This window comes from Thermogutta sp. (assembly GCF_039793925.1).
Lineage (GTDB): Bacteria > Planctomycetota > Planctomycetia > Pirellulales > Thermoguttaceae > Thermogutta.
Genome location: NZ_JBAMME010000114.1, coordinates 18,865 through 32,573, shown reverse-complemented (window position 1 = coordinate 32,573; position 13,709 = coordinate 18,865). Strand labels below are relative to the sequence as shown.

Annotated in this window: 24 protein-coding genes and 1 pseudogene; all 25 read right to left on the bottom strand. The window is 57.8% G+C overall.

Annotated elements, in window-relative coordinates:
- Positions 1-87: 87 nt before the first annotated feature.
- The gene (rpsM, locus tag ABJK56_RS04145) at positions 88-471 is read right to left on the bottom strand and encodes a 30S ribosomal protein S13 (protein WP_347243397.1); all 384 of its coding nucleotides are present in this window, start codon (positions 469-471) and stop codon (positions 88-90) included.
- A gap of 81 nt (positions 472-552) precedes the next feature.
- Entirely contained in the window at positions 553-666 is a 114-nt protein-coding gene (rpmJ, locus tag ABJK56_RS04140; RefSeq protein WP_095414455.1) for a 50S ribosomal protein L36, read from the bottom strand.
- A 127-nt stretch (positions 667-793) separates the two neighbouring features.
- The gene (map, locus tag ABJK56_RS04135) at positions 794-1,633 is read right to left on the bottom strand and encodes a type I methionyl aminopeptidase (RefSeq protein WP_347243396.1); all 840 of its coding nucleotides are present in this window, start codon (positions 1,631-1,633) and stop codon (positions 794-796) included.
- Between the two features lie 54 nt (positions 1,634-1,687).
- Positions 1,688-2,251 (bottom strand): adenylate kinase, encoded by a 564-nt coding sequence (locus ABJK56_RS04130; protein WP_347243395.1) that lies wholly within the window; start codon positions 2,249-2,251, stop codon positions 1,688-1,690.
- 88 nt (positions 2,252-2,339) lie between these two features.
- Entirely contained in the window at positions 2,340-3,701 is a 1,362-nt protein-coding gene (gene secY / locus ABJK56_RS04125) for a preprotein translocase subunit SecY (RefSeq protein WP_347243394.1), read from the bottom strand.
- A 47-nt stretch (positions 3,702-3,748) separates the two neighbouring features.
- Positions 3,749-4,252, bottom strand: coding sequence for a 50S ribosomal protein L15 (rplO, locus tag ABJK56_RS04120; protein WP_347243393.1), 504 nt, complete (start codon positions 4,250-4,252; stop codon positions 3,749-3,751).
- Positions 4,249-4,740, bottom strand: coding sequence for a 30S ribosomal protein S5 (gene rpsE / locus ABJK56_RS04115; RefSeq protein WP_347243392.1), 492 nt, complete (start codon positions 4,738-4,740; stop codon positions 4,249-4,251). The genes rplO and rpsE overlap by 4 nt, the downstream gene beginning before the upstream one ends.
- Before the next feature lie 159 nt (positions 4,741-4,899).
- A pseudogene (rplR, locus tag ABJK56_RS04110) lies at positions 4,900-5,265 on the bottom strand (50S ribosomal protein L18); the annotation flags it as partial.
- A 110-nt stretch (positions 5,266-5,375) separates the two neighbouring features.
- Positions 5,376-5,921, bottom strand: coding sequence for a 50S ribosomal protein L6 (gene rplF / locus ABJK56_RS04105; protein ID WP_347243391.1), 546 nt, complete (start codon positions 5,919-5,921; stop codon positions 5,376-5,378).
- Between the two features lie 55 nt (positions 5,922-5,976).
- Complete coding sequence (gene rpsH / locus ABJK56_RS04100; RefSeq protein WP_347243390.1) at positions 5,977-6,372, bottom strand: 30S ribosomal protein S8; 396 nt, start codon at positions 6,370-6,372, stop codon at positions 5,977-5,979.
- 16 nt (positions 6,373-6,388) lie between these two features.
- On the bottom strand, positions 6,389-6,574 hold the full coding sequence (locus tag ABJK56_RS04095; RefSeq protein ID WP_297029812.1) for a type Z 30S ribosomal protein S14: 186 nt from the start codon (positions 6,572-6,574) through the stop codon (positions 6,389-6,391).
- A 32-nt stretch (positions 6,575-6,606) separates the two neighbouring features.
- Positions 6,607-7,152 (bottom strand): 50S ribosomal protein L5, encoded by a 546-nt coding sequence (gene rplE, locus ABJK56_RS04090; protein ID WP_347243389.1) that lies wholly within the window; start codon positions 7,150-7,152, stop codon positions 6,607-6,609.
- Between the two features lie 19 nt (positions 7,153-7,171).
- A complete protein-coding gene (gene rplX / locus ABJK56_RS04085; protein ID WP_347243388.1) occupies positions 7,172-7,522 on the bottom strand; it encodes a 50S ribosomal protein L24 in 351 nt (116 codons plus the stop codon).
- Positions 7,522-7,890: a 50S ribosomal protein L14 gene (gene rplN / locus ABJK56_RS04080; RefSeq protein ID WP_095414443.1), complete on the bottom strand. Its 369-nt coding sequence runs from the start codon at positions 7,888-7,890 to the stop codon at positions 7,522-7,524. The genes rplX and rplN overlap by 1 nt, the downstream gene beginning before the upstream one ends.
- A gap of 100 nt (positions 7,891-7,990) precedes the next feature.
- Positions 7,991-8,350 carry a 30S ribosomal protein S17 gene (rpsQ, locus tag ABJK56_RS04075; RefSeq protein WP_347243387.1) on the bottom strand — a complete coding sequence of 120 codons (360 nt, stop codon included), beginning with the start codon at positions 8,348-8,350 and terminating at the stop codon, positions 7,991-7,993.
- Positions 8,351-8,443: 93 nt separating this feature from the next.
- On the bottom strand, positions 8,444-8,656 hold the full coding sequence (gene rpmC / locus ABJK56_RS04070; RefSeq protein ID WP_347243386.1) for a 50S ribosomal protein L29: 213 nt from the start codon (positions 8,654-8,656) through the stop codon (positions 8,444-8,446).
- 71 nt (positions 8,657-8,727) lie between these two features.
- The gene (gene rplP, locus ABJK56_RS04065) at positions 8,728-9,144 is read right to left on the bottom strand and encodes a 50S ribosomal protein L16 (protein WP_347243385.1); all 417 of its coding nucleotides are present in this window, start codon (positions 9,142-9,144) and stop codon (positions 8,728-8,730) included.
- The gene (gene rpsC, locus ABJK56_RS04060) at positions 9,083-9,820 is read right to left on the bottom strand and encodes a 30S ribosomal protein S3 (protein WP_297029799.1); all 738 of its coding nucleotides are present in this window, start codon (positions 9,818-9,820) and stop codon (positions 9,083-9,085) included. The genes rplP and rpsC overlap by 62 nt, the downstream gene beginning before the upstream one ends.
- An 87-nt stretch (positions 9,821-9,907) precedes the next feature.
- Positions 9,908-10,276 (bottom strand): 50S ribosomal protein L22, encoded by a 369-nt coding sequence (rplV, locus tag ABJK56_RS04055; protein WP_347243384.1) that lies wholly within the window; start codon positions 10,274-10,276, stop codon positions 9,908-9,910.
- Positions 10,277-10,327: 51 nt separating this feature from the next.
- Positions 10,328-10,597: a 30S ribosomal protein S19 gene (gene rpsS / locus ABJK56_RS04050; RefSeq protein WP_095414437.1), complete on the bottom strand. Its 270-nt coding sequence runs from the start codon at positions 10,595-10,597 to the stop codon at positions 10,328-10,330.
- Between the two features lie 62 nt (positions 10,598-10,659).
- Positions 10,660-11,517, bottom strand: a complete 858-nt coding sequence (gene rplB, locus ABJK56_RS04045; RefSeq protein ID WP_347243383.1) for a 50S ribosomal protein L2 — start codon at positions 11,515-11,517, stop codon at positions 10,660-10,662.
- 22 nt (positions 11,518-11,539) lie between these two features.
- Complete coding sequence (rplW, locus tag ABJK56_RS04040) at positions 11,540-11,854, bottom strand: 50S ribosomal protein L23 (protein WP_347243382.1); 315 nt, start codon at positions 11,852-11,854, stop codon at positions 11,540-11,542.
- An 18-nt stretch (positions 11,855-11,872) separates the two neighbouring features.
- A complete protein-coding gene (gene rplD / locus ABJK56_RS04035) occupies positions 11,873-12,511 on the bottom strand; it encodes a 50S ribosomal protein L4 (protein WP_347243381.1) in 639 nt (212 codons plus the stop codon).
- An 88-nt stretch (positions 12,512-12,599) separates the two neighbouring features.
- Positions 12,600-13,292, bottom strand: a complete 693-nt coding sequence (rplC, locus tag ABJK56_RS04030) for a 50S ribosomal protein L3 (protein ID WP_347243380.1) — start codon at positions 13,290-13,292, stop codon at positions 12,600-12,602.
- Positions 13,293-13,460: 168 nt separating this feature from the next.
- On the bottom strand, positions 13,461-13,709 hold a 249-nt coding region (gene rpsJ, locus ABJK56_RS04025; protein ID WP_347243379.1), incomplete at its 5' end, for a 30S ribosomal protein S10.

Here is a 13,709-nt window from a genome sequence, read left to right as displayed (position 1 = left end):
ACAACCTAATTTTTCCACGCGCCGACAAACATTACGCCGTTGCCGGACCTGCCACCGCGGTTAGCCACAGGCGGCACACCTGGCGAATCACCGCAGGTCCTTGACGCCCTTCTTTCCGGCGACCGTCTTCCGCGGACCTTTCCGGGTCCGGGCATTCGTCCGCGTCCGCTGTCCGCGCACCGGCAAGCCACGCCGATGTCGGATTCCGCGGTAGCAGTTGATTTCCTTCAACCGGTTGATATTCTGAGCTATCTGACGTCGGAGCTGACCCTCCACGACGTAGTCCTTATCCAGAAGCGTCGCGAGCCGGGCCAGCTCATCCTCCCGCAGTTGATTCGCGCGGATGTGCGGGTCGATCCCAGCTTTGTAGCACAACTCCTTGGCAATGGTAGGACCAACGCCGTAAATGTACCGCAACGCGATGACGGTTGGCTTGTTTCCGGGAATATCAACCCCCAAAAGTCTTGGCATACTTAAACTCCACCGTCCTCTTATCTTCCTTAGGCAATTCCCTCTACATACTCACTTCGATTGGCTGCGCAAATACTCCATTCAACCCTGCCGCTGCTTGTGCCGCGGGTTGGAGCAAATGATGTACAGGCGGCCCTTACGACGGACCACCTTACAGTTACCGCACAGCCGTTTCACACTTGCTCGAACCTTCATCGCCGGTCATCCCTTATAACAATCTTTCCGAGTAGGCAAAAAGTTAAGTATACCACTGTCAGGCGAAGATGCTCAAGCGTCCCCACCTCAAACAAAACCCATCGGGGCGGGGACACCGTGAAGGCGGTTATTCCATATGAAGAAGGGACAGGCACCCCTCTTTTTCAGGATCGAAGCCCATGCGTTCGTCCATCGGACCAAGCGGGCCAGTCAGTACGTAGGGACCTTCTTCGGTTATGGCGACGGTGTGCTCGAAGTGGGCGCTCGGCTTTCCATCTGCCGTTAGTTGCGTCCAGTAATCCCGACTCAGTCTAACCTTTTTCGTGCCCAGGTTGACCATTGGCTCGATGGCAATCACCAGCCCGGGCTGAAGTCGGAAATCCCCCCGTCGGAGGAAAAAGTCGTTGACAAAGTTGGGCACCTGGGGCTCCTCGTGCATTTGCCGCCCGATTCCATGACCCACAAATGCTTCCACCACGCTGAAGCCCTGGCTCCGGACGTAATCCTGCATGGCGGCGGCCACCTCGCTCCAGTACGTCTTCTTACCGGCCAGCTCGATGGCCAGATCGAGAGTCCGCTTGGTTACGTCCACGAGCCTAGCCACCTGCGGCGACACATTACCCACAGGAATTGTCACCGCGGCGTCCCCACACCAACCGTCCACGCGACATCCCGTATCAACGCTGACGATATCCCCCTCGGCGATAACCCGCTCTCCAGGAATTCCATGAACGACCTCGTCGTTCACCGAAATGCAGGTCACGGCGGGGAACGGCACTTTGCCCGGGTAGCCTTTAAACAGCGACTCCGCTTTGCACTTGCGGTAGAAATCTTCGACGGCGAGGTCAATATCTTTGGTCTTCACGCCGGGTCGCACGAGTGCCTTCACAAGCTGGAGGGCCTTCCACACGACCAGCCCCGCCTTTCGCATTTTCAGGATTTCGCTGCGCGAGCGCAAATTGATCACACCTCGCTGACTCCCTGACATCTCCGAGGGCCCGTCCCCCCGTGTTATAACACACTACGCCCCGGCGAAATCGTCGAGGATTTCGCGAATACGATCGAAAATCTCATCGACCGTCCCTACCCCGTCCACGCTGCGGAGCAAGTTCTTGCGGCGGTAGTAATCCAAAAGGGGCTCAGTCTGCGTTCGGTATGCCACCAGCCGCTGCCGGATGACTTCCGGTTTATCGTCTGCCCGACCTCGGCCCGCCAAGCGCCTGAATAATTCCTCTTCCGGGACTTGCAATTCCAAAACCACATCCAGCGGAGTATTCTGGGACGCCAGCATCGCGTCCAGCGCCTCCGCCTGCGCGATGGTCCTGGGAAACCCATCGAGTAAATAACCCCGCTGGCAGTCGGGCGATTGGAGGCGCTCCCGAATCAAATCGATAATAATGTTGTCGGGCACTAATTCCCCCCGTGACATATACTCGTCGGCTTTCAGGCCGAGAGGCGTCTTGGCGTCCCGGGCCGCACGTAACATGTCGCCCGTGGACAGGTGTGCAATCATGTACCGCTCGACGATCTTCTGCGCCTGCGTCCCTTTTCCCGCTCCCGGAGGCCCGATGAATACGATTCTCATCCTCTGTACCCTCGCCCGAAGCCAAAACGAAACGACTTGCCCATCCGTGTGCTCAATGCCGCTGGGACCGCGTCGCACGAGGACTGGATTACTCCAGCAATCCCTTGTAGTTTCTCATCACGATGTGACTGTCGATTTTCTGCACCAGGTCGAAGGCCACGCTCACCGCGATGAGAAGGCTTGTGCCCCCGTAGAACTGAGCGATCTGATAATTGACCCCCAACCAATCGGCCACGATTGTGGGGATTATTGCGACCGCCGCCAGAAAGCCTGCCCCTACGTAGGTGATTCGCACCATCACCTTCTCCAGGTATTCCGCAGTGCGCCGTCCCGGCCGATACCCCAGGATAATACTCCCATTGTCTTTCAATTGCTCGGCAATCTCGTTGGGGTTGAAGGTTATCGCCGTCCAAAAGTAGCAGAAGAAGTAAATCAAACCGATGTACATCGCGTTATACCAAAACCCATCGCCGCGGTGGAACACGTTGGCGAGGGCAGCAATCCAAGCCGATCCGGGATACCAGTGCGCAAGCGTCTGGAAAAACGTGAGCGGGAACAGCAGGAGACTGCTGGCAAAAATGATCGGCATGACGCCCGCTTGATTCACTAGCAGCGGGAGATAATCTCGGGCCCCGCCATACACCCGCCGTCCTCGCACATGCTTCGCACTTTGGGTGAGGATCCGCCGCTGGGCACGGGTCATATAGACGACCCCCGCCACCACTGACACAAACAACACGAACAGCACCGCCAGCGTGTCGAATCCGAGTTTGCCGCCGCTGCTGCTCAGCTCAAGCCCTTCGTCAAACACCGGCCGCAGTTCCTGATACAGGGCGGGGATCATCCGGGCCAGAATTCCCGCCATGATGAGAAGGCTGATTCCATTGCCCACGCCGTATTCGTCGATCTGTTCCCCCAACCACATCAGGAAAGTGGTCCCCGCCGTCATCGTGATCACAGCCATCAGGAACCAGGAGAAATAAACCCCCTGCCCTTCCCCGTAGGTATATTCTGGGCGGACGAATCCCTGGGCGCTCAACCATGCCACGTACATCCAGCTCTGAATGATGCAGATTCCCACCGTGGCGTAGCGCGTGTACTCGTTGATCTTCTTGTAGCCGGCCGGCCCTTCCTTCTTCAGCTTTTCGAGGGGCGGATATACACTGGCCAGAAGCTGAAAGATAATCGAGGCCGAGATGTAGGGCATAATTCCCAGGCCAAAAATGGTGGCCTGATCCAAGCGGCTGGCTGCGAACACGGTGATCTGATCCAGAAGGTCGCGGAATCCACCCGCAGTCTCGCTGCGGAAAATGGCCGTCATCCGTTCGGTGTTGACGCCCGGCACGGGAATTTGCTCACCGACACGGTAAATCGCCAGAAGGATGAGGGTCAGGAGGATCTTCTGACGAAGTTCACGAATCGTAAAGATAATGCGAATTTTTTCCCACATACACCGGACCGTCCCGTGTCAGGCATTGCCAATCCATCCTCACCGCGTCATCCGGTTGCCGCCGCCTTCTTCTGCTTCTTCTTTTCCTCGACGGGTGTTTTTCCCGGCAACACCACCGCCTGGCCGCCCGCCTTCTCAATTTTTTCTTTCGCCGAGCGGCTGAACCGATGGGCGGCAACAACGAGCTTCTTGGTCAGCTCGCCGTCACCGAGAATTTTTACTTCGTCGAAGGCTCCTTTAATCACCCCGCGTTCACGCAACACCTCAGGGTTCACCTCGCTGCCTTCGGCGAACAGTTTTTCGAGGACTTCCACATTGACTTCCGCGATTCGCGGAGCAAATCGGGCGTTGTTGAAGCCCCGCTTGGGCACGCGACGGATGAGGGGCATCTGGCCGCCTTCGAAACCGGCCTTCTGGCGCCAGCCGCTCCGCGACCGCGCACCCTTGTGGCCGCGGCCACAGGTTTTGCCGTGTCCTGAGCCGGGCCCCCGGCCCACCCTCTTTCGCGCCTTATGTTTTACGATACCTCTGTTGACCTGATCAATATTCATGTCAGTGATGTCCCTCTCAATCGTTCAACCTCGGCCCTCGAGCGCAATTTCTCCAGGGCGTTCATTGTGGCTTTAACTAGGTTGATGGGATTGGTGTTTCCGTAGCTTTTGGTCAGAATATTTTTGATGCCCGCCGCTTCACACACCGCACGCACAGCCGCTCCCGCAATAACGCCGGTTCCAGGTCCTGCGGGGATGAGCACCACTTTCGCGGCTCCGAATTCTCCCCAGACCTGGTGGGGAATCGTGCCATCAATGACGGTAACCGTTTTCATCCGCCGTATTCCGTCTTTGATCGCCTTAGCGACGGCCGGTGGAACCTCGTTCGCTTTTCCGTACCCCCAGCCAACCTTCCCCTCGCCATCGCCGACAACCACCAGGGCGGTAAAGCTGAACCGGCGTCCCCCCTTAACAACGGCCGCGCACCGGCGGACGCTCAACACTTTTTCGATCAACTGGCCACGGATCGGTTCAAGGTCTGTTGCCATGAGTGACCCTTATAACTTTTTTACCCACAATCAGGACTTATTCTTTTCCCCACTTCTACCTTTGGTGACCTCGGCTTTGCCACCACCCTTGGCTTTTTGACCTTTCTTGTCGGTCTGCTCCTGTACGGAGGCCGCCTGGATCTCTTTCTTGGGCCCGATATCCAGCCCCGCATCGCGGGCGGCATCAGCCAGGGCTGCTACCCGACCGTGATACTTGTACGGCCCACGATCAAACACGACCTGGCGAATGCCAGCGGCGAGGGCCCGTTCGGCAATGATGCGTCCCACCACGGTGGCCGCCTGAATGTTCCCGCCATATCCACCCACCATGTCGCGGATGTCTTTTTCCACCGTACTGGCTGCCGCCAGCGTGCGTCCCTGCGTGTCGTCGATAATCTGGGCGTAGATATGTTTATGGCTGCGGAAAACGCTCAATCGGGGGCGCGTGGAAACCCTTTTGAGTTTGTTGCGCACCCGATACATTCGCCGCAACCGTCGCCGCTGTAATCGTTTAAGCTGACTCACGGCTCACTCTCTCTTCTGCTGTGTTTTCTGTTGTCCGACCGCTTGCTTTCTACAAGCCGATCACACTGATAGTGCCAGCCAATTTCCTCAACCTGCCGTGCGGTTCAACACTACTTCGCGGAGACCTTCCCTTCCTTCATGCGGATATGCTCGCCCTGATACCGGATGCCTTTGCCCTTGTAGGGATCGGGCTTGCGCAGAGCCCGGACTGATGCTGCAAAGTTGCCGACTTTCTGCTTGTCAATTCCCCGGATCACAATGTGCTGCTGATCGGGGCAGGTCACTTCCAGCCCATCGGGAATCGGCACCTGCAGCTCGTTTGCGTAGCCCACGCGGAGCTGCAACGTTCGCCCCTGAACCGCTGCCAGGTAGCCCACCCCCACGATTTCTAGTCGCTTTTCATAGCCCTGGGTTACCCCAATGATCATGTTGTTGATGAGCGCCCGGGTCAAGCCGTGAAGTGCCCGGGCCAGCCGTGTTTCTTGCACCCGTTGCACCACGACCTGGTGGAGCTGTTCCTGCACGGTAACCTGGACCTCCGGACGATGCTCCCACTGGAGGCGTCCCTTGGGGCCCTCCACGGTGATGAGCCGTCCCTCCACAGTTACTTTGACGCCTTGGGGAATGGGTACCGGACGTTTTCCTATTCGCGACATGGCTTCTTACTCATCCTCGCCTTTGAATTCGCGTGGCCGTCGGCTGTGGTCCTTCTCACCACACTTCACACAGGATCTCACCCCCAATATTGCGCCTCCGCGCCTCCCGGTCACTGAGGATACCGCGACTGGTGCTGAGAATGAAAATCCCCAAACCGTTGAGCACGGGCTTCAAGTCGGCCACCCGGCGGTAAATTCTCCGCCCAGGCTTGCTGATCCGACGTATGTGACGAATGACCTGTTCGCCGTTCGGACCGTACTTCAGATACAGCCGCAACGTGGCGCGGGGCTGCCCTGGAATTTCTTCCCAGTCCCAGATATAGCCTTCCCGTTTCAACACGTCGGCCAGACCACGCTTGAGCTGCGACGCAGGAATATCGACATGAGGCCGCTCCACGCGGATCGCATTCCGAATGCGGGTCAACATATCGGCGATTGGGTCGGTCATCATAGGCACGTTTATCCCTTTACCAGCTCGCCTTCATCAAACCAGGAATCATCCCCTGATCCGCCAGTTTGCGGATGCAAATACGGCAAAGGCCAAACCGGCGATAGACGCCTCGCGGCCTTCCGCAAATCCGGCACCGGTTCCGAAACCGGGTGCTGAATTTGGGCTTTTTGTGAAACTTTGCGATTTTCGATTTACTTGCCATCGGTGAAGTCCTGTTACGCCTGGCAGATTCGATCACTCACTTCTGAACGGCATCCCCAAAAGGCGAAGCAACTCCCGGGCTTCATCATCATTTTTCGCTGTGGTCACGATGCAGATGTCCATCCCCTGGGTTCGAGAATATTTATCGGGGTTCAACTCGGGGAATACCATTTGTTCGTTTAGCCCGAGGGTGTAATTCCCCCGCCCGTCAAACGAACGTGGATTGAGTCCCCGGAAGTCGCGTACCCGCGGAAGGGCAATGGAAATAAGCCGATCCAGGAACTCGTACATCCTCCGCCCGCGCAGGGTCACTTTGCACCCAATAGCCATTCCCTGGCGGACCTGAAAACCGGCCACGGATTTCTTGGCACGAGTGATAACGGCCTTTTGCCCCGCAATCTGGGTGAGTGCATCCACCGCCTCGTCGAGGTACTTCTTCTCTTTTTTAGCCTCCCCCACCCCCATGTTGATGACGATTTTTTCTAGTCGTGGGAGTGAGAGGATGTTTTTCCGCCCCAGCTTTTCTTTGAGGGCCGGTATGACCTCTTTCCGATATTTTTCCAGCAAGCGCGGTTCCATAGTCCTTCAATCTCTCGTTTTAAGCCTGTTGCGTCACACGCTTCCGCGGGGGTGAGATAACCCCGATGTTCGCGTTGCACTTTTTGCAGTACCGCACCTTGGATCCATCTGGCAGGAATCGCGCACCCACGCGCGTGGCTCGGTCGCACGAAGGGCAGACCAGCATGACGTTCGACATCTGAATCGGTCGCTCTTTAGAAAGACGACCACCCTGCCGGGCCTGCCGCGAGGGGCGCACGTGTTTCAGCACGACGTTCACGCCTTCAACCACCACGCGCCCCTCTTTTCGGTCCACGCGGAGGACGCGCCCACGGACGCCCTTGTCGTCCCCGGAGATCACTTCCACGATGTCATCCACTCGGATTCGCATCACACCACCTCGGCCGCGAGGCTCACGATCTTCATGAAGTTCTTTTCCCGCAATTCCCTTGCCACCGCCCCAAAAATGCGCGTTCCCCTTGGATTGCCTTCGTTGTCAACGATCACCGCGGCATTGCTGTCGAACCGCACGTAGCTTCCATCGGGACGGCGTTTTGGCTTCCGGGTGCGAACGATCACCGCCCGGACCACCGCCCCTTTCTGGAATGTGCTGCCAGGGATCACGCCCTTGACACTGCAAACCACGATATCACCAAGCGTCGCGTAGCGCCGCCGGCTTCCTCCCAGCACTTTGATGCACATCAATTCTTTAACGCCCGTGTTGTCGGCTACATCCAGCCGAGTTTGCATCTGAATCATGGCCCGAACCTCTCGTCGCGTTCCCTGCCAGGTGAGTTCCCATCATCTTTCGCGGAATGCCTGCTCATTCTGCCGAGGCCCATAATTGTTGAGGCCCTGATCACGCGTTGCCTGATTGTGAGGCTGGCCCCGCCTCGGTTCCGCTCGCTTCTGTCTCGCCTTTACTGACCGCCTGGAGCTCTACTTCAGCCTCCCTCCGCTTTTCGATTAACTCAGCCCGTCCCCGAGCCACGACCCGCACCAGCCGCCACCGTTTAAGCCGGGACAGCGGCCGGGACTCCATAATTTCCACCTGGTCCCCCACGCGAGACTCATCATTCTCATCATGGACGTAGCAAATTGTGCGGTGCTTGACGTATTTTTTGTATCGCGGGTGCTGGACCAGACGGATGATTTCCACCCGCCTCATCTTCGGGACATTGGCTTTTGTGACGATTCCGATCTCGCGTCGTCTCGGCATATTCCTTTGAACCTTCCAGCTCTATGTCAGCCTGTTTCCAGGAGCCTTGTGTGCCTCAAGTTCTATTCGCCACAAAACTTTCGTACTGCTTCATCATGCCGTCTGACTCTGCTTCTCCGCCCTCGCCCGCTCATTGAGGATGGTCTTGATTCGGGCGATGAGCCGGCGTTTCAGGCGGGGCTCCATCGGCGACGGCAGACGTTCCGTCTGCTTCTGGATTCTGAGCCTGAACAGCGCCTCCGCCGTTTCTCGCAGGAGTGCTTCTAATTGTTCGGTACTCATTTCGCGCAACTCTCGCGCCTTCATGGTGTGCTCACCCTATTCCGCATTTTCGACCGTTAACCTGCGAGCTCGACTGCCACTCGCCACCAAATGGACTACATCGTATGCCGCCGAACGAACCGCACTTTCACCGGCATCTTATGGGCCAATCGCGCAAAACACAGTCGGGCGGCATCCTCGGAAACGCCCGCCAACTCAAACAAGATTGTGCCCGGCTTCACCACAGCAGCCCAGTATTCCGGCTCGCCCTTCCCCTTTCCCATACGGGTTTCCAGGGGAATCGAGGTAATCGGCTTATGGGGGAAGATCCGGATGTAAAGCCGACCACCCGCTCGCAAATACTGTTGTGCCGCGATACGTCCGGCCTCGATCGTGGCTGCGGGAATCCAGCCCCCTTGAACCGCCTGCAGCCCGAACTCGCCGAAGACCACACGGTTTCCGCGAGTAGCCTTACCCCTTATACGCCCTCTTTGACTTTTTCGATGTTTGACCCGTTTTGGCATCAACGCCATGGCTGTCGTCCTCGCTAAACATGCCCAAGTATATCCAAACCTGAACGCCGATCTGGCCCTGCGGAATGGTGGCCTCGGCGAAACCGTAGTCAATATTTGCCCGCAGTGTGGAAAGTGGCACCGAGCCCATGATCTGCTTTTCGCGGCGCGACATTTCGGCGCCACCTAACCGCCCCGAAAGCTGCACCTTAATCCCTTTCGCCCCCTGGGCCATGGCCGCATCCATCGCCTTTTTCATAGCCCGCCGGAAGCTCACTCGTCTTTCCAGCTCTTCGGCGATGGATTCCGCCACAAGTTGCGCGACCAACTCCGGCCGGGTGATCTCCTCAATCGTGAGGTTAATCCGCCGTCCCGTTAGTTCTTGCAGTTCCTGCTGGAGTTGCTCGATTCGACCACCCTTCGCCCCGATCAACACGCCGGGCCGAGCCGTGAAAATGATCACCCGCACCTCATCCCGTGTGCGCTCGATCTCAATCTTGGAGATCATGGGATATGCCCGGCGCTCACCCCGGCCGCCCCTTTCCGGGGACGGCTCCCGGCGGTTCAGTATGTACTGCCGGATCTTGTAGTCCTCCAGCAAAAGATCCGCGAACTCTCGCTTCGGGGCGATCCACCGGCTCTTCCAGTCAAGGAAGATACCTGTTCGAAAACCAATAGGGTTGACCTTTTGACCCATAAACTTCTTTCCCCAACGCTCCGGTTATTCGTCTTGGTCCCGGTCGAACACCCGGCCTCGCCTAACTTTCCGATTTTCGGCTATTGTTCACCGACCTTCTGGGTACCCGAGGTGCACGCCGATATGACACATCCGCCGTTGAATGATCGTTGCCATTCCCCGTGAAATGGGGCGGAGCCGCTTCAAACGCGGACCTTCGTTCACCCAAATCTTAACCACGTGGAGTTTTTTTGGATCGGGCTCCTGCCGATCGATCGCATTCGCCAAGGCGCTCGCGATCACTTTTTCCACCATCCTTGCCGCACGATGGGGCATCGTGCTTAAAATCGCCAGCGCCTCATCGACTTGTTTGTTGCGAACCACATCCACAACCAGTCGCGCCTTCCGGGGGCTGATCCGCGCGTAGCGATAAAGCGCCCGATATTCCGTCGGAATGTATCTGGCCTGCATTTGCATGGTTGCACCTCGCCACCTGGTGAGCCTCGCGCCACTCCCTCGCCAGCCGGATTACTTCTTCCCTCGTCCGCCGTGACCGCGGAAGATTCGGGTGGGAGCGAACTCGCCCAGCCGATGCCCGACCATATCCTCGGTCACGAACACCTTCACATGCGTCTTCCCATTGTGGACCAGGAACGTATGGCCGACGAATTCCGGGATAATCGTGCAGGCTCTCGCCCAGGTCTTAATGGGCTCCTTCTTGCCCGCCGCATTCAGTTTTTCCACCTTCGCGGCGAGCTTTGCGTCGACATATGGACCTTTTTTCAGTGACCGTCCCATATTCTTTTGCCGTCACTTCAAGGTTTATCTTTGGCACCAGCTCAAGCTCATTCCACCCAGCGTCAACGAATTGGTAACTGTCCGTACCGGACCGAACGCCGACGCCGAACGATCGCCTTGTTGGAGGGTTTGCCACGCTTCCGCGTATAGCCGCCCTTTGCCAGCTTTCCGGTGGGACTGCACGGGTGCCGGCCGCCTTTTGATCGGCCCTCACCACCCCCGTGCGGATGATCAATCGGGTTCATGGCTGTCCCGCGAACATGAGGCCGTCGGCCCAGCCACCGCTTCCGACCGGCCTTGCCGAGGACAATGCCCTCGTGATCCGGGTTGCTGACCATCCCGATTGTCGCTCGACACGCTGCCGGTACCCGGCGGATCTCACCGCTCGGCAGGGTAAGCTGCGCCCAGTTCGCGTCCCTCGCCACCAAAGTCGCTGCACAACCGGCCGCTCGACACATCACACCACCCTTCCCCGGGATCAGCTCGATATTATGGACCTGCATACCCAGGGGAATCTCTGAAAGGGGCAGGCAGTTCCCGATGTTCGGCGGAGCACCAGGGCCGCTCATCACGGTATCGCCGGCCTTGAGCCCGTCCGGAGCAATGATGTACCGTTTTTCGCCGTCCGCGTACACGAGCAGCGCGATCCGCGCGCTGCGATTCGGATCGTACTGGATCGAATCCACCTTGGCAGGAATGCCATCCTTATTCCGTTTGAAATCGATCAGCCGGTACATCCGCTTGTGCCCACCGCCACGATGACGGCAGGTAATAATGCCCTGGTTGTTCCGACCACCTTTCTTCTTCAGTGGAACAAGCAGGCTCTTTTCCGGCTTGGCGCCCGGAGTTAGTTCCGAGAAATCACTCACGGTGGCGCCACGTCGCCCCGGCGATGTCGGCTTGTAGACTCGAATTCCCATATCGACGGCTCGCCTCGCTTTATCAGTAGAGATTGATTCTGTATTCTGGATGCAACTTCACAATCGCCTTCTTCCAGGCTTTGGTGTACCCAATCCGCCAACGCACGCGGCGCGGCTTGCCCCGGCGATTCTGCACATTGACCCACAGAACCTTCACGTTAAACAATTCTTCCACCGCGCGTTTAATATCCGCCTTGGTCGCCAGCGGGTTGACCTCGAAGGCGTACTGGTTGTACCGCTCCGCCTTGTGGTGATTCTTCTCGGTAATCAGCGGCCGGACAATCACCTGGTGAGGTTCCAGACCGCTGAATTCTGGCTTGGGTGTATTCCTCAACATCGGGATGCACTCCGCTCACTAACCGGCCGTCCCCACTACTTTCGCGCGGAACATATCCAACGCCGCTCGGGTCATCAGCACCTTCTTCGGCCGAAGAATTACGTAAGCGTTCAGATCCGACACCGGCACCGTGTCCACCTTGTCGATATTCCGGAGGCTCTTGTACGCCGTCACGTCATAATTTTCGAGCGTCACTAGCAAACGCTGATCGTGGAGCCCCAGGTTTTTCAAAATCGTGGCGGCCTCCTTAGTTTTCGGCTGTTCAAATTTCAGTTCGTCGATGAGCACCACTTCATTGTCGGCGATGCGGGCAGCCAGAGCCATTCTCGTCGCCAGCCGGAGCGCCTTTTTGGGCAGCCGATACGACCAATCTTGTGGACGCTTGGGATGCGCCCGACCACCGCCTCGTCGGATCGGCGTCCGCCGCATCCCTGCCCGAGCCCGACCAGTACCCTTTTGCCGATACAATTTTCGGGTGGAACCTTCGGTTTCCGATCGGTTTTTACATTTCGCAGTCCCCTGCCGCAAATTTGCGCGGTACATGACGACTGCGTCGTGCAAAAGCTGCTTGTTGATCTTGGGCGCAAGTTCGGCGGGATCGATTTCGTACACATCGACCTGCTCGCCGTTCCGGTTATATACTGGAATGCTCACCATATGTCACTGTTCCTACAACGCCCTTGATGATGACGCCCGCGAAGTCGCCTCGCCGCATTCCGCTGCTCCGGTCCAGACCAACCCAAACTCATCGACCCACCTTATTGGTCGGCCGAATGATCACGAGCCCCCCTGCCGGACCTGGCACCGCACCGCGAACCACCAACAAATGCCGTTCAGGATCGATTTTGACCAGTTGCAGGTTGCGAATCGTGCACCGCTCGTGGCCATAATGACCTGCCATACGCCGGCCGGGCGGGACGCGGCCTGGCGACGTGTTGCAACCTGTTGAACCCGGATGCCGATGCACCTTCTTCACACCGTGACTCGCCCTCTGACCGGCGAACCCGTGCCGCTTCACAACACCGCTGAAGCCCCGACCCTTTGTGGTTCCGGTCACGTCGACAGCCTTCACGCCCTGGAAGAGCTCGACCGTGAGAACCTGCCCCACAGAGAACCCATCCACAGGATGCCGGAATTCGCGAATGAACCGCTTGGGTTCACAATTAGCCTTGGGAAGAGTCTGTACCCCTGCTGCTGCCAGAAGCCGCTGTCGTTTGCTATCGAGTTTGGCGACGTGCCCACGCTCTGCCCGGGTCGCTTTGCGCCGAGGCTTATCCAGATACCCCACCTGGATCGCTTCGTAACCGTCCCGCTCCACCGTCCGAAGCTGCAAAATATGGCACGGCCCAGCCTGGATCACCGTCACCGGGATCACTCGGCCGTCCTCGTCGAATATTTGGGTCATGCCGACTTTTCGGCCTAAAAGTCCAAGAGCCATGGTTTGCTCACCTTTTCCTGCCTTGCCCCAGAGGACGCATCGGAGAGGTCCGCCGTTACCTCTGGAGCTTCCACGTCATAAGCCGCTACCAACAACCGCCGAATCCATCCACTATTACGCTGCACCCCATCCCGTCGCCCTTTGGCCCGAACACCAGCAACGCCGTTTTTACTTTCGACCGCGGGAAATGACTTTAATCTTGATCTCCACCCCTGCTGGGGCTGTCAACTTATTCAGTTGCTCAATGGTATTAGGGGTGGCCTCCAGGATGTCGATCAGGCGCTTGTGCGTGCGAATCTCGAACTGCTGCCGCGCTTTCTTGTCCACATGGGGACTGGAAAGCACCGTGTAGCGCTCAATTTTGACCGGCAGCGGAATCGGACCATGCACTTTCGAATGTGTGCGCTTCGCTGTGTC